Here is an 18,004-nt window from a genome sequence, read left to right on the forward strand (position 1 = left end):
TCCTTTGTAAGTTGTCAGATAATTCTGATTTTTATTAGTATACTTGATTATTCCCGGATTGCCTAGTGCTAAACCTAAAAAAATCTAAAAAAACACACTTGAAATCCTGACGGTTCCAAGTGTGGAAAATTCATTCTGGAATGCTGAATCGCGCCTCTAAGCGATGTTGAACACTTTGAATGAGTGTCGACATGATCCAGTAAATTGCAGCTGAGAATAGCAACAACGGCATGACGAGATACGTCGTTGCTGAAATCTGGTCAGAGACATACGTCAATTCTTCAACAGCAACAATCGTACCGAGTGATGTTGATTTGATGATATCGATGACAGAGTTCGAAAGTGGTGGAATCGCCCGAGATAGTGCTTGCGGCAAGATGACGTCCTTGAATGTCTTACGGCGCGGAATACCGAGCGAGTCAGCGGCTTCCCATTGTCCACGATCGACAGAGGAGATGGCAGCCCGGAACGATTCAGAGATATACGCAGAAAAGTGAAGCGATAAGCCGAAAGCGAGAGCTTGGAATCCAGTCAATTGAAGGACAACGAGACCATTGTATAAAATCAGGATTTGTAACAGCAATGGTGTTCCTCGGAAGAAGGAGACGTATAAACGTGCAAAACCGCTAAAGACGGCAAGACGGCTATCACGCATGACGGCAAGAATCAACCCGAGAATAAGCGCAAAGACGATGGCGAGACCACTTGCTAGAAGGGTCGTACCAATCGCCTTTGCGTAGACGTCCGAGTTATCCCGGACGATCGTTAGTAATTCACTCACTTACTGATATCCTCGTTGAAATACTTCTCACCGATTTTTGCAAGAGTGCCGTCTTCTTGCATCTCAGAGAGTGCTTTATTGAAGTCTTCTGTATACTTGCTGTTTTTTGCCATCATGAAGCCTGATTCGTTCTTGTCGAACGTCTCACCGACCGCTTTGACTTTATAGCCTGCTTTCTTCAGCTCCGTCAAAACGAAGAGACGATCGTTCATAGCAGCATCAACACGACCTGCTTCAAGATCTTTTAAGACTTGGTTCGCACCTTTGTAGTATTTCACTTTCGCGCCAGCTTCTTCAGCCGTCTTCGCGTAAAGTGAACCTTGTGTCGAACCGACTGTCTTTCCTTTTAAGTCGTCGAGTGTTTTGATGTCGTTCGTTTTATTGTTGACGATGATCGTTGAACCAGAGACCGTATACGCATCAGAGAAAGCGTATTTTTCTTGGCGCTCAGGCGTGATTCCCATTTGGTTCGCGATGACATCGATTCGTTTTGAATCGAGTGCTGGGATGAGTCCTTTGAAGTCCATCGCTTTGTAATCGACTTTATAGCCGGCACGTTTTGCGACTTCGTTCATGACGTCTACGTCATAACCTGTCAATTTTCCTTTTTCTTTATACGTGAAAGGTGGGTACGTTGCTTCTGTACCGACTGTAATGACTTTTGACTCTTTATCAGAACCTGCGTTGTCGTTCGAAGCGCCGCATGCTGCAAGCACCCCCGCTGTCGATAATGCTGCTACAGCTAATTTCAAACCGTGTTTCATAGCGCTCTCTCCTTTATAAATGAATGATTTCAATTCCTAGTTTTCGAATAGGATTAATTTTAAGCTACAAGCAGTATCATACAAAGTTACAGGAACGTCTGTCAATAAAAAAGACTGCCCTTAAAAGGACAGTCTGAAACATCGTAACTGATCGATGATGCGATTAACGGATCGTTGCTTCCGTCGCAGAGTCGAAGAAGTGTGCTTTTGTCATATCGAAGAAGAGATCAAGCTGCGATCCCATCTCGACGTGTGAGCGTGAATCAACACGTGCCGTGAACGCTTGTTGTCCGACTTTTGAGTAGAGGTAAGACTCTGCACCCATCAATTCGGATACTTCGATATGTGCTGGGAAGCGGTGTGCTGTTTTCGTGTCTTGGTAGATCAATTCCGCATGGATGTCCTCTGGACGAATTCCGAGGACGAGATCCTTGTTCGTGTAACCACGGTCGCGGAGAACTTTCATTTTTCCTTCTGGTACTTCGAACTTCTCTTCTGTTCCTGAAACGTGGAAGAGACCGTCTTCCGCTAATTTACCTGTCAAGAAGTTCATCGATGGTGAACCGATGAATCCGGCAACGAACATGTTATCTGGGTGATCATAGACTTCTTTCGGCGTACCGACTTGTTGAATGATACCCGCTTTCATGATGACGATTCGTGTCGCAAGCGTCATCGCTTCCGTCTGATCGTGCGTGACGTAAATCGTCGTCGTCTCAAGACGTTTGTGTAGCTGAATGATTTCCTTACGCATTTGTACACGCAATTTAGCATCTAAGTTCGAGAGCGGCTCATCCATCAAGAAGACTTTAGCATCACGAACGATGGCGCGACCAATCGCTACCCGTTGACGCTGACCACCAGAGAGTGCTTTTGGCTTCCGCTCGAGGTATTCTTCAAGACCGAGGATACGAGCTGCGTTATCGACGCGTTGCTTGATTTCATCTTTTGGGAACTTCCGAAGCTTTAATCCGAACGCCATGTTATCGAAGACGTTCATGTGTGGATACAGCGCGTAGTTTTGGAAGACCATCGCGATATCGCGATCTTTTGGCGCTACATCGTTCATGCGTTTGCCGTCGATGATGAAATCCCCACCTGAGATTTCTTCAAGTCCAGCAATCATCCGGAGCGTCGTTGATTTACCGCAACCTGATGGTCCGACGAAGACGATGAATTCTTTATCTTTAATGTGAAGGTTGAAGTCATCAACCGCTTTTGCATCACCTGAGTAGATTTTATCGATATGTTCAAGACGAATTTCAGCCATGTGTAGTTCCCCCTAATGTAAATGATGAAATAATAACGCTTACAAGATTTAGTATAAAAGAAGTCAGGGAGTCTGCCTATGGACAACCTGACTAAATGCAAACGTTTTCAATTAGGCATCATGCTACAAGAAGTAAGGTATAGAGGAAAGTAGCGCCTTCAAATGAGCGAACATCGATTCCAGTCTGCTCCGTCAACCGGTCGAGTCGATATTGGAGGCTATTTCGATGTAAGAATAGATGTTTTGCTGTCAGGGAGACGTTCAAATTAGCTCGACAAAAAGCAAGGATCGTCTCACGAGACTCTGGCTCGAGTAAACGGATGAACTGATCGACGAGTGTCGCGCGGTGCCGGTCATCTAGACTTGCAAGACGGATCATGGCAGGCAAGAAACGTTCGATTTGCATCGAAGGAACGAAAGCAAGCGCTGCTTGTTCGAGTTGGAACTGAACGGCGATATCACCTGCAGCACGTTGTTGACCAAGCAATACCTTACCGTCGAGTACAAAATCAGATTGTAATGCAAAAAATAAATCGGATAGTTCGGACTCGATGACAAACTCTTCGCGTTCAACGACCGTGAAGCGGTGTGTGCTAAAAGGAATAAGGATGCTCGTCTGCGAAAAGAAAGAGGAGAGCAATTGTTGAATTTCTTCACTTGTCCGTTCATCGGTTGGATTGAACAAAAAATGGACAAGTCGGAACGACTGATCTTCGAGGGCATGAGCAGATTGGATACGCTCTCGCCATAGATCGATATCAGACCGCGACGTCGTGATGATGCGTTCAGCGAATACATCAAGCAGTTGTTGTTCGCGGTCAGAGATGGCAGTCGCCTTGATTCCAAAACAGAGTCCATCTTCAAGGCGATATACGCTATACTGTTCCTGGCAATAAACATTCGGATCGGTCGTAAGCTGGTCATTGAATACAGTCATCAGTTGTCGTAACACACGGCATCACTCCTAAATCGTACATAACTATCTCGACTTTACCATAAGTCGAAAATCGGAAGGAATGATAACTTATGTCAGATACGTTTTTACTCGTATTGAAACTTGTCGGAATCATTGTCATTGGGGCCCTGATTGGCGCAGTCACGAATCATCTAGCGATTCGGATGTTATTTCGACCACTTGAACCGAAATACATCGGAAAATTTCGCGTGCCGTTTACGCCGGGTCTGATTCCTAAACGGCGAGATGAACTAGCAGCGAATCTCGGACGGACGGTCGTCAAGCATCTCTTGACGCCAGAAGGGATCGGGAAACGTCTCGCATCACCAGCTGTTCGTGGAGCTGTCACGCGGCTCGTCGAACAAGAAGTCATGAAATGGACACGCTCGGAAGAGACGACGGAAGCGTGGATTAGTCGATTCATCGACGAACCAAAACAACGGATCCAAGGAAAAATCAGTTATCACTTGGAGCAGGAGTTTTCGCTCCTCATAGGTAAATGGCGTGAGCAGTCCGTGCGCGAGTTGATCGGGGAAGCCGGAGAACAAAAAATCGAAGAGGTCATGCCAAGACTCGTCACATCCGTATTGCACCAAGCAGAGGAATATTTTGATGGACCAGAAGGACGTCTACAACTCGAGGAAACTGTTGCTCGTTTCATCCAACAGCGTCTCGGAGGTGGGATGTTCGGGATGTTGCTCGCGAACGTCAACGTCGTTGATATGATTCAGCCGGAGCTGAAACGGGTACTTCAATCAGAGTCGACGTCTCAGTTCATCCTTGCCTTATTACGTCAGGAATGGCAAAAGGGACTAGATCGTCCACTGTCGTCTTATATGACAGAAGAGACGGAGTCACGGATTCGACAGACCGTCAAAGAACAAGTCTTGGCGCGTTTACCGATTGAATCGATGCTTGCTACACCATTACGCGTCTGGTTGAATCCCCTCGAGTCACAATTACTCGAGCAACATGTCCCTGTCGTCATCGATCATCTATTCGAACGGACGACGAATCAAATCGGGCAAATTCTACAAACGCTTGATCTCGAAACGATTGTTCGAGAAGAGGTCGGTTTGCTGGATACTGCGTATCTCGAGGAAATCGTCTTATCGATTTCCAAGCGAGAATTCCGGGCTATCACTTGGCTTGGAGGGTTGTTAGGTGGTTTAATTGGATTGATACAGGCGGGGCTTTATCTCGTCTAAACAAATTGGAGGTTTTACTCATGGCAGAAACAAACTTATATGATCACGCGTACACACTGGAGCGTGCATTACGTGAGACTTCGGAGTACACGACATTAAAAGATTTGTACACGCAAGTTAACGCGGATCCGGAATCAAACGAATTGTTTGCATCGTTCCGTAACATCCAACTCGAATTACAACAAAAGCAGATGCAAGGTGAAGAAATCACACCAGACGATATGGCGTCTGCCCAAACAAAGATGCTTGAAGTCCAAAACAACCCATTAATCAGTCAGCTGATGCAAGAAGAGCAACGGATGCACACGATGCTGACGGAAGTCACACAAATCATCATGAAGCCGTTAGAAGAACTCTACGCGCCAATGATGGAGCAACAAGACGACGTTCAATAAGTCATCAAAAAGGAAGACGCGCCATTATGGCCGTCTTCCTTTTTTGTATAGCTCAAGATGAAGTAGGGACGATCCGTGGCAAGTAAGCGCGCTCGAAATGAATCAAACGACCTGAACGTGTGACACGAGCTGCATGATGAGCGTAACCACTCTCATTGAGACGCCGAATCCCTTCTTCTCGTGCCTGTCCATCTGCTTCTGCTTCAAAAACGTCATCGAGTAACGTTTCACCACGGTCTGAAAAGACTGTAATCGTATACTGCATACTTGTTCCTCCCTTGTCTGATCGGTCTTGTACTTAGTATAATGAATAGCTATTCATTTTACAAGCGCAGGTCTAAGTCTTGCCACGTCAACTGTCGCGCAGCGGGAGGAGTAGTCAGGTGACTGACCGTCATACCAATTAAGCGGATCGGTCCGTCGAAGGTGATACCATTGAACAATTTCGTTGTTTCCTCAAGTAAGCGTTCTTCGTCCGCCGTTTCTTCTGAAAATGTATGCCGTTTCGAACGTGACTGGAATGTATCGGTCTTCCACTTGATCGTGATCGTCCGGCAAACGAGTTCTTTTTTTTGAAGACTCGCAATGACGGATTTTGATTCTCGAATCAACGTCTCGAATATCGTATCGATATCCTCCGTATCTTCTTCGAAGGTCGTCTCAGAACCAATCGATTTTCGCTCGCGTTCCGGACGAACCGGACGCTCGTCGATCCCGTGTGCCATCGCATGCAGTTCCGTTCCGCGATCGCGTCCGAGCAATGCTCGTAATTGTTCGACCGGCATTGCTTGGACATCTGCGACGGTTTCAATTCCTTGTTTTCGTAACGCTTGTTCCGTGACTTTTCCGACGCCGTGTAAATCTCCAATTTTTAATGGAGACAAGAAACTGAGGACGTCCTCTGGAGGAACTACCGTCATCCCGTTCGGTTTCTCGTATCCGGATGCGACCTTCGCGACGAGCTTAGAGTTCGAAACACCAGCAGAGGCCGTCAGACCTGTCCGTTCTTTAATTTGCTGAAGAACATATTGCGCGATATAGGTCGCACTTTTTTGATCAAAATAATTTTCCGTGACGTCAAGATACGCTTCATCAAGCGAGAGAGGCTCGACGAGCGGTGTCACTTCTCGAAAAAGCGCCATGATTTGCGCACTGACAGCTCGGTAGACGTCAAAGCGGGGACGAATGAAGACCGCACGGGGGCAGAGCTGGAAGGCACGTCTTGACGGCATCGCGCTATGGATACCGTATTTCCGTGCTTCATAGGAACAGGTCGCTACGACACCACGTGCATGAGGCGGTCCACCGACGACGACGGGAACACCTTTTAATCGAGGACGATCGCGTTGCTCGACGGAAGCGTAAAAGGCGTCCATATCAATATGAATGATTTTTCGTTCCATCGTACAAGCGTCTCCTTTCAGTAGATATGATACAATTAGTATAACGAACTTATGTTCTGATATCTATTTTTTTGGTCGACTGTTCTTTGGCATCCGAACAAGAGCGCCTAACCATCCACGCCAGCGCATCCAGTAGAAGATGCCACCGGTCGAGAGAAAAATTAGACCAAGGGATAGGGCGTAACCGTATTTCCATTCTAATTCCGGCATGATTTTAAAGTTCATCCCCCAAATCGCACCGAGAGCCATCGTTGGTGTCGCGACGGCAGTAAAAATCGTTAATGCCTTCATGATTTCGTTTCCACGGAAGTTCGAGACGGTCGTCGATAAGTCGAGCAGGACCTCAATGTCTTTTTGATAATGTTCAATGAGCATCAACAGACGGCGGACACGTTTCGTAGCTAGTTTCAACGAGAGATCCTCGAGATACGCGTCCTCGTCGAGAAATGATTCTTCACCAGCCATGACGAGCTCTTGAAACGGAACGATTAAATCGGACCAGTTCTCGATCGTGTCGCGTAAAGCGAAGATGCTATCGAGCGAATCTTCATTGATGCTGCCACGTAGTTCATCTTGTCTTGAGAATAGTTCCGTCTCAAACTGATCGATACCGGCAAAATACGTGTTCAGCTGTAAAGCAAGAATCGTATAAAAGGCTGCGAATGGATGCGCGGGAGAATAGGGAGCGACCAGGGACACGATTGAATCCGACAATCCAATCGTGATCAGTTTTTCTTTCGTTACATAAAAGCAAATCGAGCGGCGGTCACTTTTGTCGACAGGATTTTGCCAGGTGACGACAGCGCCATAGAGAACCCCTTTTTCCGAGCGGGTGAAGTTCATGTCTTTCGATCGCAGCTGCGTCACCCAGTCCATTTCGGATTGATCGACGGCAGCCGTCGGAAAGGTTTGTTCATAGTCAGCTAAATCGAGATAGCGAGACCAATTAAATTGAGGTTCCAGTTCCATGTTCATGACTCCCATATAGTAGAATGAAATAGTATATGCCTTAAGTGTAGTCAATGGAATATAAAAAAGACACCTATTTTACAGATAAAGGACGTGTTTCAAGTATGAAAGGAATTGGTAAATTAGCAGTTGGAGAAACGCTCGATCAACGAGCGATGATCAAGCAAGCGGTCAAAGGAATTGCAGCGAATGGGAAACCATACTTGACGCTCATCTTGACGGATAAGACAGGCGAAATCGAGACGAAGATGTGGGATACGAGTGATCTTGAAAAATATGCGCCGAAATCAATCGTCCATGCTGCTGGAGAAGTCATGGACTATCGAGGGCGGACACAACTCAAGCTCAAACAAATCACGGTTCTAGAGGAGACGAATGTCGAGGACTATGTCCAATCCGCACCGATTCCGCGAGAGCAAATCGAGACGGAAGTCCTCGCGTTCGTAGAATCGATTCAGAACAGTGATATGAAAAAGCTCGTTAAACATTTGATTACTTCGCGATTCGACGCTTACTTCACGCATCCGGCAGCGGTCAAGAACCATCATGCTTTTTACTCGGGGCTGTCATACCATGTCCTTTCGATGTTGCGTCTAGCGGATCAAATCGCTCAACTCTATCCGACCTTAAACCGTGACGTGCTAATCAGTGGCATCATTCTGCACGATTATGCGAAAATCAAGGAGTTATCCGATCCGGTTGCACCGGAATATACGTTGCCTGGTAAACTCGTCGGTCATATTACGATGATGGTAGCGGAACTTGAAAAAGTCGGAGCAGAATTACAAATTGACGCAGAAGTACTGACGGTCTTGCAACATCTCGTCTTAAGTCATCACGGACGACCGGAATGGGGTTCTGCTGTCGCACCACAGATGCGCGAGGCAGAAGTTTTGTTCTTGATCGATAACCTTGATGCACGGATGACGATGATGGATCGTCTCCTTGAATATGTCGAGCCAGGACAGTTCTCGGAACGATCATTCGCACTAGATAATCGTGCTTTTTACCGTCCGAAGCTATAAGGGGGAGAAAAGATGAAGACGAAGTTGTTTGATACGGTTCAACTCGGAACGTTGACATTCCGAAATCGGGTCATCATGGCGCCGATGTGTATGTACAGTGCAAAAGAAGATGGACTCGTTACGGATTGGCATGTCACGCACTATGCAACCCGTGCGATGGGTGGTGTCGGTGGCGTCATCTTAGAAGCGAGTGCTGTTACGCCAGACGGTCGCATTTCAGCCGGTGATCTTGGAATTTGGTCAGATGCTCATATCGAAGGCTTACAACGAATCGCAGAGCAAGTCAAAGCAGCGGGTGCAAAAGCAGGCATTCAACTGGCCCATGCCGGGCGCAAAAGTACGACGGCAGAACCACCCGTTGCACCGAGTGCTTTACCGTTTGATGATACGTATACACATCCACGAGCATTAACGCTTGAGGAAATCGCGACGATCAAACAACAGTTCATCGATGCAGCACTGCGTGCGGAACGAGCAGGGTATGATTTCATTGAAATTCATGGGGCTCATGGTTACTTACTGAACACGTTCCTCTCTCCGTTATCAAACGTTCGTGAGGACCAATACGGTGGATCGGTTGAAAATCGGATGCGCTTGTTGCTAGAGATCATTGATGGCATTCAAGCCGTTTCCAAGCTCTCGATCTGGGTCCGGATTTCAGCAGCCGATCACGCAACAGGGGGAATGACGGCGACGGATTATATTCCACTCGCGAAAGAACTAGCTGCACGTCACATCGATCTACTCGATTGCAGTTCAGGGGCTGTCGTCGCTAATGCCGTACCGGAAGTGTATCCAGGCTATCAAGTGAGCTATGCAGAAGAGTTGAAACGAGAGACGGATATTGCAACAGGCGCGGTTGGATTGATTACGACAGCTGCCCATGCAGAAGAAATCGTCCGTAACGGTCGAGCAGATATCGTCCTGCTCGCACGTGAACTACTTCGCCAACCTTATTGGGTCTATCATGCGGCAGCCGAACTAGGAGATACGGTCGCCTTGCCGAAACAATACGAACGGGCACCAATCCGGACGGTTCGTTAACTATCGCTCATATGAATGAAAAACGACACGAAAAAAGGAAGCCTTCGCGGCTTCCTTTTTTGATTACTGCTGTTGTTGTTGCATCATTTGTTGTTGCATTTGTTGTTGTTCTTGTTTATCTAAATCAAAAGCATCCTTGAAGTCTTTGTTTTCGATTTTAACATCGTATTCTTTCATGAGTGAACGGTAGATATCGTTCGGGTTGACTTGTGCTGCTTTTTCTTCAGCAAGTGCTTTTTTGATGCGTGCTTTTTCTTTATCAAGCGTAAAGTCTTTCTTTTCTTTACGATCGACTACTTTGATGATGTGGTAACCGAATTGTGTTTTAATTGGATCGGAGATTTTACCTTCAACGCCATCCTTGAACGCATAATCTTCGAATTCCTTGACCATTTTACCTTTTGTGAAGTATCCAAGGTCTCCACCTTTTGCACCGCTACCTGTATCTGTTGATTTCTCTTTTGCCAGTTTCGCGAAGTCCGCGCCGTCATCCAATTGTTTTTTGATGTCTTTTGCTTCTGACTCTTTCGCAACGAGGATATGGCTTGCTTTGACTTCGACTTTTTCTTGGTCAAAACGCTCTTGGATTTCTTTATCTGTTACTTTTGATTTCGCAGATTTTGCTTCCGTTAAGAGCATTTGTGTGCGAAGAACTGTCTCGAATTCTTTTTCGTTCTTGATTCCAGCAGATTTCAATGTTGTATTGAACTGCTCTTTATCCGGGAACTGGTCTTTTGTCTTCTTGACTTCTGCTTCGACTTCTTTATCCGTGACTTCTTTGCCGTATTTCTTCTCAAGCAATTTGTTCATTGTTTGCTGGAAAGCGATTTGTGCACCAGCTTTTTCGTATGCTTCTTCTTGGACGTCAGCCTTGTTGACTTCGCCACCTTTGTAATTGATGACGGCTTCGTCATTTGATCCACATGCTGCTAACGTAAATACACTTGCGACTGCTGCTGCGCCTAACAATTTCTTTTTCATACATACACCCCTAATTTACCATTTATTTCAACCGTTTTATCATATCATATTCTCGTCTGGTTGACAGCTGTATCTTGTCATGCCAAGAGATACTTGCTCTTTTCCATGCTATCACATCCCAGTAGTCGGTTGAGGATAATTTTTATGGGAAATTGTGAGGGAAATAACGCTCTTGAGACATAGTAGTAATGTCCTTGTCATGAGGAAAAAAGACCTAAAAAAGCATTCTAGCTAGAGGCTAAAACGCTTTTGGTAAGGTTATGCTTTTTTGATTGAGTCCATGACTGGATCTTGAGGGCGACGATCTGCTTCTTCTGTGATCATCTTTGATGTCTCAGCGAATATGTCCATGAAGCTGTCGCCATACAAGCGACGTACGATCGCAGAAATGTCCGTTAATTCCGGGAACTTCCCGTACAATTCCTGAAGAGGAAGTGATGCACGGAAGACACCGTTTTCTTCAGGGCGGAACGCTTGAATCGTCTCAAGCAAGAGTGATTCGCCCTCTGGTGTCAACTGGACGTAGGTATTTCGTTTATCTGTTTCCTTTTTCGAGAACGTCAACAATCCGCGGTCTTCTAACTTCTTCGAGAAGTTGAATGCCGTCGAGACGTGCATGACACCATATTTCGCGATCTCTGAAATCGAGGCACCGCCTAGCGCGTGCGAAATCCACAAGATATGATGTTCATTGATGTTCAGATCAAAGGGCTTGATCCAATTTTGCCAATCTTTTTCTACCGTTTTCCATAGTGCTTTGCTTAACTGAACAATCTTGTGGCTATACAACAAAGCCTCTTGTCCAGGATATAACTTTTCGTGTTCCATATCTGACTCATCCTTTCGAAAGGTGACAATGGCTCAAACGCGCAAAATGCAAACTATACAAAAACAAATCGAAGCAACGGATCTTACTTTTGTGGAGAAAGCTGGTCTGCTTCCTGTTTCGCTTCATCAGCGAGAGACTGGATCTTCGTGAGCGATGCTTGGACTTCCGTTTGGTATTCCGAGACGCTCTGCATGACTTCTTCTTTAAAGTGCATACCAGACGCTTTTGCTGTCTCTACTAAGTTCTTGCCCTCCTGGGTCAAATCCTGCACATTCGTTACGATTGTAGAATAAGAATTTCGACGTTGATGACCGTTCGAAGAGTCGCTTTTCGTACCTTGGCGAAGCGCCTTCAGACCGTAAAAAGTCACAAGTGTTAGCGTAGCACCAAAAGCGACCCAGTTACGGGCGGGACGCTTCGACATATTGAACCTCCTTTTTAATATTGAAATATTTGTTTCATATTATTTTACCGAAAATCGAATGAAAGAAACCTATTTCGGCAATATTTTTCTAAGAATAGAAGAAAAAGAACAGACTTAGATGCGAGAAGCGATCGAGTTAGCGAGTTCAGCTAATTCCTCTGCCGTGTAATCGTCATTATGAACTTCCCATTTTGCACCGAAACCGTCTTGTTTATCGTGACGCGGAATGAGGTGCAGGTGGAAGTGAGAGACCGATTGACCCGCTACTTTTCCTGTATTCGATAAGAGATTCATGCCAGCTGCCTCTGTCTCTTGTTGAAGCGCACGACTGATTTGCGGGATCGTCGCAAATACGTCTTGTGCTTGATCAGGAGAGAGATCATACAAATTATCGGCATGTTGTTTTGGGATGACGAGCGTATGTCCTTTCGTCACTTGTGACAGGTCAAGGAAAGCGAGAACTTGTTCGTTCTCGAATACGATATGACCAGGGACTTCTTTGCGAGCAATTTTACAGAAGATACATGACTCTTTTTGCATGGAACGTTCACTCCCTTGGGTAAGATAATATTAGTATACGGAAAGTTTCCGACTTCCGCACGATTGACAGTCAAATTGAACCCGATACACTTAGAAACATACAGTTACTGAAGGAAGGAGCGAATTGCATGGCATCACGAGTAGCCTCGACGGCACAAAAAAAACGAAAACGGCGCCTGCTCGTCGGTAGCGTCATCATCGTCGGTCTTTTCTTATTCGTTGCCTTTTGGTTTGGACGTAACATGCAAGAAGCGGCGAGAATGGAGAAAACAGACGAGCGTCTTGCTACCTTGTTAAAGGAAAAGGATCAGCGTGGATTCCAACAACTCGTCACGATGAATGGTAAGTCACTACCGATGAGTGAAGCGACGCGACTCGTTAATTGGTTGACGGCTGACTCAGAACGGACGGACCGGGTCATCGCACAAGTCAAACAGGATCAAGGCGCAGGGAAGCAAGTGAAGACACATCTGTTTTCGCTTCAAGAAGAAGATGGATGGCTTTGGTATGACCGGTACTCTCTCGATGTGAATCCTCAGCGGTTAACCGTTTCAAGTGATTTACCGGGAACGAAGATTTCATTAGATGGAGAAGAAGTCGGGACGATTGATCAGAAATCCCTTGAACTCAAGCGATCTCCTGGAGAGTACGATGTTCAAGCAAGTGCGGAACAATCCGGACAGACCGTCCAGGAATCAAAGACTGTACAACTCGGAGATGAACCGAACGCGACAGTCGACTTTAAATTGGCTGATCGATTCAATACGACCGTTTCGAACGAATATGCAGTCGATATCAAAACGTTACTTGAGACGGAAGTGAAAGCCCGGACTGGAAAAAGTATCGATACGATGACTGGCTATCTCGGACGTTCGCGTGACTCGTTCGAGAATACGTTCGGCACGCCTGATTCGACCGTTGCCAATCGAGCACGATACGATGGATATGAAGTGACCTATCAATCGGGGCAGGTGGAAGAATTGCTAATCCGATTAAATAAGACTCCAGATGAGTTAGAAGCCATCGCTGGAAAACCAGAACGAAAGAAGCGCGAGCAAGTCGGTACCGTTTGGGAATATCCGTCTAGTTTTCTCGAAGGTGTGTTCGAATGGTTGAACTTACGAGCAGAAAAACGAGTCGTCGAGCGAGAGGACGGTATGTGGTTACAATTAAAAGACTAAAAAAATCCTCGGACAGAACGTCCGAGGATTTTTGGTTATCGTTTATTCACCGCACGGAGAATGAACGATACGATGAGGATAAGAATGATAGCTCCGAGTAAAGCAGGTACGATTGCGAATCCAGCAACCATTGGACCCCAGTTTCCGAATAATGCTTGACCAATCAATGCACCAACGAAACCAGCGATGATGTTACCAATGATACCACCTGGAACATCTTTACCTAAAATCAAGCTTGCTAACCAACCAATAATACCACCGACGATTAATGCCCATAAGAATCCCATTTAAAACACTCCTTTTCAATTTAAGATATATGATTACTTACGTACTGCCCGGAGAATAAGTGAGACGATGAAGATCAAGATGACTGCTCCGAGAATAGCCGGAATGACTGCGAAACCAGCGATTTTTGGTCCCATTGAACCAAAGATGGCTTGACCGATCATCGAACCGATGAAACCAGCGATGATGTTACCGATGATGCCACCCGGCACATCTTTCCCGATAATTAAACTTGCGATCCAACCGATGAGACCACCAATGATGAGTGCCCATAAGAAACCCATTTCTAAACATCTCCTCTACATATTAGTTTTACCTGTTTTCAGGCAGTTATAAACACGTGCGAAAATGAAAAAATCTGAAATCGTTCATTCTTTAGTTCATTCTTTAAATGACTAGACGATTAGACCACTTGATAGAGAATGAATAGACGATTCATTGATTTCACTTTCAATTTACATGTAAATCGTTTTCATATATTGATGTAACGATTACACTTAGAGTAATTGCCGAAAAAACAAGTATTAAAACATTATATTTTAAAAAACTAGGCGTTACGCTAGAAAAACGAAGCGAGTCTACTTTACGATGAGCCTAAAGGGAGTGGCAGATATGTTATTAGACATTAAAGATTTGTCAGGAGGATACGGATCAAAAACCGTTCTGCATGACATCAATATCGAAGTCGACCGAGGTGAACTCGTCGGTCTAATTGGGTTGAACGGTGCCGGAAAATCAACGACGATCAAGCATATCCTTGGTCTTTTACCGGTCAAGACGGGATCGGTTCGAATCAATGGATTGGATTTAACGACGAACGAAACCGAGTATCGTCGCCAAGTGGCGTATATTCCGGAGCAGCCGATGTTATATGAACAACTGACGTTACGGGAGCACCTTCGTCTGATGGCGCAAGGATATGACGTCGAAGAAGCAATCGCGACAGAACGCGCGCAACATTATGCTGAACGACTTCGAATGACGAAGCAACTCGAATGGTTTCCAAGTGTCTTCTCAAAAGGGATGAAGCAAAAAGCGATGATTTTATGTGCACTCGTCACAGGCAGTGAACTGTTGATCGTCGATGAACCGTTCGTTGGACTTGATCCACTGGCAATCCGAGAGTTACTTCAGATTTTTAGTGAACTGAAGCAGGACGGTAAGGGGATCTTAATGTCGACGCATATTCTTGAGACAGCCGAGCGTCACTGTAACCGATTCGTGCTCTTACATGAGGGGCACATTGCAGCAGAGGGAACGACAACTGCTTTACGCGCACGATATGGACTGCAAGATGGAACGCTGGATGATCTGTACGTTGCCGCGATCGAGGAGGCGGAACGATGAACAGCCAGTCCTTATGGAAGGAACGCTACCAGGCGGCGATGACGGAAACGGTGAAATATACAAGGTACATGGCGAATGGCGGACTGTTATTTACCGTTTACTTCGTTATTTTGTACGGTTTAGTCGTCTACGGACGTTTCCTCGACCAACTCGATCCATCGTTTCCAGGTCGATTCGTCATGGCAGCCTTGTTTCTGATTTTACCGCTCTATCGGACGAGTCGGACGTTTCTCGTTGAGGCGGACCAAGTGTTTCTATTACCGGTGTTAGCGAAGTTATCAAGTTTCATGAAACAAGTACGAGCGTACAATGCGGTCTTTGGTATCATCCGTGCCGTGATTCCGTTTTTAGCTGTCGTTGTTCTCTATGTTCGAACGGAACAGACGACACCACTTGAACTTGTTTTACTTGGGGTAGCGCTTGCTTTGTTCGGAGCTGCTGCGAATTTATCAAAGCTTGAAGGCATCGCACATCGGACGGTGTTACTGTATGCGTGCGGAGCGGCGCTACTCGTCATCATCGATATGGCATGGATGACAATCGTCGTCGCACTTCTCTTAATGGTCGTACTCCATTTAAAGCGTCAGGACCATCTTCCTCTACGCGAATGGATTGCGCTCGAACAGGAATCGCGTGATCGTTTTTATCGATTAGCGAACTGGTTCGTCGATGTGCCGCATTTATCGGCAACATATAAACGCCGTCGTCTCTTGAGTAACATAGTCGAGCGGATTCCATATCGAGCGCAAACGACATTCGATTACTTGTATGTCAAACAGTTCATCCGGAGTGGAGACGGGATCGGATTGATTGTTCGTTTGACGCTGATCGGGGCTGTGTTCATGTGGTTAGCGAGTGGCAACGAGTTGTTCGTTGCGCTTGCAATCCCTGCGTTTGCAGGATTGACAAGCTTTCAACTAGCACCGTTCACGAAGGCAGTGGACCAACATCTATTGACTCGTCTATTACCGTTTGGAAATGCTGTACAGGCGAAACGAAAAATCATCCGCTTCGCAGCAATCAGTCAATGCATCGTCTTGACGCTACTTGGATTCTTTTTAAGCGGATCCATCTATGTCGTTGGTGGGGCAGCCTTGGCGCTTGTGATTGGTGAATACTACGCTCGAAAATAATAAACAAGAAAGAGCCTACGCGATGAATCCATCGTGTAGGCTCTTGTTCTTTTTATTAATTGACGCGTTCGTTTGAGAGATCTTCTTCTTCGACCATACGCAATTCTTTGCTGACAGGAGCAGGGAGATCGTAAGAAGATTGACCATGTTCCGCAACGTCCAGTCCGCGGAGTTCATCTTCGCGTGTGATCCGAAGACCAATCGTAAGGTCGAGAACTTTTAAGAATGCATAACTCAAGACACTGACGATGACGACGGCAAAGACGACACCAAGTGCTTGAACACCGAGTTGCGTAAAACCGCCACCATAGAAGAGACCAGCTTGTCCGATCCCTGTGATTTCAACGAGTCGTGGTGAAGCGAAGAATCCAGTTGCGAGTGTACCCCAGATACCAGCGACGCCATGAACGGAGAAGGCACATAATGGATCATCGACACGGCTTGCGAGAAGAATGCTCGTTCCATATGTGATCACACCAGCGAGGAAACCGATGACGACAGCTGCCCACGGTTCGACGAAGGCACAGGCTGCTGTGATGGCAACGAGTGCAGCTAAGACACCGTTGATGATCGAAGGGATATCTGCGACACGACGGTGCCAGAATGAGATGGCAAGAGCACCGAGGGCACCTGCTGCAGTCGCAAGTAACGTCGTCAAGGCAACGTAACTAAAGAATCCATCGGCAATCGTTAGTGTCGAACCAGCATTGAAGCCGAACCAACATAACCAGAGGATGAAGGCACCAACGACAGAATAGATGACGTTGTGTCCGAGTAACGGTGTTTTTTCAGCACCGATTCGTTTCTTGAGCAGTAAAGCAGCAACGAGTGCAGCAATCCCACCTTGTAAGTGAACGACCGTTGATCCAGCGAAGTCTTGCATCCCGAGCGAACCAAGGAATCCACCTGCCCAAACGGAACGTGCAATGATCGGATAGATGATAGCAACGAAAAACGTTCCGAACAACAGGTAGACGGATAATTTAGCACGTTCTGCGAATCCGCCCCAAGCGATCGCGAGGGAGACAGCGACGAATGAGAGTTGGAAGAGGAACTTCACATCAATCGTGATGTTCGACCAATCAAGACTGCTGAATCCTCCTTGTAAAAAGAATCCTTCCGTTCCGATGATAGAATTGCCATCACCAAACGTCAATCCGAATCCGATGGCCCAAAAGGCGAGAGCGGCAACCGAGAAGCTGATGATTTGTTTGACGGCGACGTGCCCCGCGTTCTTCGCCCGTAACATCCCTGTTTCTAGAAGTAAGAATCCGATTTGCATCGTAAAGACGAGCAGTGCTGCGAATAAGACATAAAACGTATCGACTGAGATAGCGAGTTGTTCCAGTTTCATTGTCGTTCCTCCTTTATCCATTTAAAGTATGTGTTTACTTTAGACGGAAATACTTTCAAAGAAACGTGTTGTGTCAGAAAATCTGACATGGTATTTTTGTGGAAAGGAGTGACGAA

The 18,004-nt window shown here is 46.2% G+C and carries 21 protein-coding genes; 7 read left to right on the top strand and 14 right to left on the bottom strand.

Annotated elements, in window-relative coordinates:
* Positions 1 to 130: 130 nt before the first annotated feature.
* The 4 genes from KNQ12_RS07780 to KNQ12_RS07795 all read right to left on the bottom strand — a co-directional run bounded on the left by KNQ12_RS07780 (position 131) and on the right by KNQ12_RS07795 (position 3,767).
* The gene (locus KNQ12_RS07780; protein WP_023467332.1) at positions 131 to 781 is read right to left on the bottom strand and encodes an amino acid ABC transporter permease; all 651 of its coding nucleotides are present in this window, start codon (positions 779 to 781) and stop codon (positions 131 to 133) included.
* The gene (locus KNQ12_RS07785) at positions 778 to 1,545 is read right to left on the bottom strand and encodes a transporter substrate-binding domain-containing protein (protein ID WP_023467333.1); all 768 of its coding nucleotides are present in this window, start codon (positions 1,543 to 1,545) and stop codon (positions 778 to 780) included. Before KNQ12_RS07785 ends, KNQ12_RS07780 begins: the two co-directional genes overlap by 4 nt.
* Positions 1,546 to 1,708: 163 nt before the next feature.
* On the bottom strand, positions 1,709 to 2,815 hold the full coding sequence (locus KNQ12_RS07790; protein ID WP_023467334.1) for an ABC transporter ATP-binding protein: 1,107 nt from the start codon (positions 2,813 to 2,815) through the stop codon (positions 1,709 to 1,711).
* 118 nt (positions 2,816 to 2,933) lie between these two features.
* The gene (locus KNQ12_RS07795) at positions 2,934 to 3,767 is read right to left on the bottom strand and encodes a PucR family transcriptional regulator (RefSeq protein ID WP_023467335.1); all 834 of its coding nucleotides are present in this window, start codon (positions 3,765 to 3,767) and stop codon (positions 2,934 to 2,936) included.
* Positions 3,768 to 3,841: 74 nt separating this feature from the next.
* Here KNQ12_RS07795 and KNQ12_RS07800 point away from each other — a divergent pair, with 74 nt between their 5' ends.
* Positions 3,842 to 4,978, top strand: coding sequence for a DUF445 domain-containing protein (locus KNQ12_RS07800; RefSeq protein ID WP_214747385.1), 1,137 nt, complete (start codon positions 3,842 to 3,844; stop codon positions 4,976 to 4,978).
* A 20-nt stretch (positions 4,979 to 4,998) separates the two neighbouring features.
* Positions 4,999 to 5,373: a YlbF/YmcA family competence regulator gene (locus KNQ12_RS07805; RefSeq protein WP_023467337.1), complete on the top strand. Its 375-nt coding sequence runs from the start codon at positions 4,999 to 5,001 to the stop codon at positions 5,371 to 5,373.
* A gap of 52 nt (positions 5,374 to 5,425) precedes the next feature.
* Here the strand turns inward: KNQ12_RS07805 and KNQ12_RS07810 are convergent, their stop codons facing one another.
* The 3 genes from KNQ12_RS07810 to KNQ12_RS07820 all read right to left on the bottom strand — a co-directional run bounded on the left by KNQ12_RS07810 (position 5,426) and on the right by KNQ12_RS07820 (position 7,745).
* Positions 5,426 to 5,638 carry a YhzD family protein gene (locus KNQ12_RS07810; RefSeq protein WP_023467338.1) on the bottom strand — a complete coding sequence of 71 codons (213 nt, stop codon included), beginning with the start codon at positions 5,636 to 5,638 and terminating at the stop codon, positions 5,426 to 5,428.
* A gap of 58 nt (positions 5,639 to 5,696) precedes the next feature.
* Positions 5,697 to 6,776: a DNA polymerase IV gene (gene dinB / locus KNQ12_RS07815; protein ID WP_023467339.1), complete on the bottom strand. Its 1,080-nt coding sequence runs from the start codon at positions 6,774 to 6,776 to the stop codon at positions 5,697 to 5,699.
* A gap of 63 nt (positions 6,777 to 6,839) precedes the next feature.
* Entirely contained in the window at positions 6,840 to 7,745 is a 906-nt protein-coding gene (locus tag KNQ12_RS07820; protein WP_023467340.1) for a magnesium transporter CorA family protein, read from the bottom strand.
* 104 nt (positions 7,746 to 7,849) lie between these two features.
* Here KNQ12_RS07820 and KNQ12_RS07825 point away from each other — a divergent pair, with 104 nt between their 5' ends.
* Both KNQ12_RS07825 and namA read left to right on the top strand, forming a co-directional pair.
* Positions 7,850 to 8,770: an HD domain-containing protein gene (locus tag KNQ12_RS07825; RefSeq protein ID WP_029340932.1), complete on the top strand. Its 921-nt coding sequence runs from the start codon at positions 7,850 to 7,852 to the stop codon at positions 8,768 to 8,770.
* Between the two features lie 12 nt (positions 8,771 to 8,782).
* The gene (gene namA, locus KNQ12_RS07830; RefSeq protein ID WP_058265037.1) at positions 8,783 to 9,814 is read left to right on the top strand and encodes an NADPH dehydrogenase NamA; all 1,032 of its coding nucleotides are present in this window, start codon (positions 8,783 to 8,785) and stop codon (positions 9,812 to 9,814) included.
* A 63-nt stretch (positions 9,815 to 9,877) separates the two neighbouring features.
* Here the strand turns inward: namA and KNQ12_RS07835 are convergent, their stop codons facing one another.
* From KNQ12_RS07835 to KNQ12_RS07850, 4 genes are all read right to left on the bottom strand, one after another.
* On the bottom strand, positions 9,878 to 10,795 hold the full coding sequence (locus tag KNQ12_RS07835) for a peptidylprolyl isomerase (RefSeq protein WP_023467343.1): 918 nt from the start codon (positions 10,793 to 10,795) through the stop codon (positions 9,878 to 9,880).
* A gap of 258 nt (positions 10,796 to 11,053) precedes the next feature.
* Positions 11,054 to 11,623: an HTH-type transcriptional regulator Hpr gene (locus KNQ12_RS07840; RefSeq protein ID WP_023467344.1), complete on the bottom strand. Its 570-nt coding sequence runs from the start codon at positions 11,621 to 11,623 to the stop codon at positions 11,054 to 11,056.
* A gap of 83 nt (positions 11,624 to 11,706) precedes the next feature.
* Positions 11,707 to 12,048 carry a hypothetical protein gene (locus KNQ12_RS07845; RefSeq protein ID WP_023467345.1) on the bottom strand — a complete coding sequence of 114 codons (342 nt, stop codon included), beginning with the start codon at positions 12,046 to 12,048 and terminating at the stop codon, positions 11,707 to 11,709.
* A 114-nt stretch (positions 12,049 to 12,162) separates the two neighbouring features.
* Positions 12,163 to 12,588 (bottom strand): HIT family protein, encoded by a 426-nt coding sequence (locus KNQ12_RS07850; protein WP_058265038.1) that lies wholly within the window; start codon positions 12,586 to 12,588, stop codon positions 12,163 to 12,165.
* A gap of 128 nt (positions 12,589 to 12,716) precedes the next feature.
* Here KNQ12_RS07850 and KNQ12_RS07855 point away from each other — a divergent pair, with 128 nt between their 5' ends.
* Positions 12,717 to 13,769, top strand: coding sequence for a TcaA second domain-containing protein (locus KNQ12_RS07855; RefSeq protein ID WP_023467347.1), 1,053 nt, complete (start codon positions 12,717 to 12,719; stop codon positions 13,767 to 13,769).
* Between the two features lie 35 nt (positions 13,770 to 13,804).
* Here KNQ12_RS07855 and KNQ12_RS07860 read toward each other — a convergent pair whose 3' ends face one another.
* The gene (locus tag KNQ12_RS07860) at positions 13,805 to 14,056 is read right to left on the bottom strand and encodes a GlsB/YeaQ/YmgE family stress response membrane protein (RefSeq protein WP_023467348.1); all 252 of its coding nucleotides are present in this window, start codon (positions 14,054 to 14,056) and stop codon (positions 13,805 to 13,807) included.
* A 33-nt stretch (positions 14,057 to 14,089) separates the two neighbouring features.
* Entirely contained in the window at positions 14,090 to 14,338 is a 249-nt protein-coding gene (locus KNQ12_RS07865; protein ID WP_023467349.1) for a GlsB/YeaQ/YmgE family stress response membrane protein, read from the bottom strand.
* A gap of 328 nt (positions 14,339 to 14,666) precedes the next feature.
* On the opposite strand from KNQ12_RS07865, the gene KNQ12_RS07870 reads away from it, so the two are divergent.
* Positions 14,667 to 15,401 carry an ABC transporter ATP-binding protein gene (locus KNQ12_RS07870; protein ID WP_214747388.1) on the top strand — a complete coding sequence of 245 codons (735 nt, stop codon included), beginning with the start codon at positions 14,667 to 14,669 and terminating at the stop codon, positions 15,399 to 15,401.
* The gene (locus tag KNQ12_RS07875) at positions 15,398 to 16,534 is read left to right on the top strand and encodes an ABC transporter permease (RefSeq protein ID WP_214747391.1); all 1,137 of its coding nucleotides are present in this window, start codon (positions 15,398 to 15,400) and stop codon (positions 16,532 to 16,534) included. Before KNQ12_RS07870 ends, KNQ12_RS07875 begins: the two co-directional genes overlap by 4 nt.
* Positions 16,535 to 16,589: 55 nt before the next feature.
* Here the strand turns inward: KNQ12_RS07875 and KNQ12_RS07880 are convergent, their stop codons facing one another.
* Positions 16,590 to 17,888, bottom strand: coding sequence for an ammonium transporter (locus KNQ12_RS07880; protein WP_023467352.1), 1,299 nt, complete (start codon positions 17,886 to 17,888; stop codon positions 16,590 to 16,592).
* Positions 17,889 to 18,004 lie beyond the last annotated feature (116 nt).

Origin of the sequence: Exiguobacterium sp. s11, from assembly GCF_018619015.1 — a bacterium.
GTDB classification, from domain to species: Bacteria; Bacillota; Bacilli; order Exiguobacteriales; family Exiguobacteriaceae; genus Exiguobacterium_A; species Exiguobacterium_A indicum.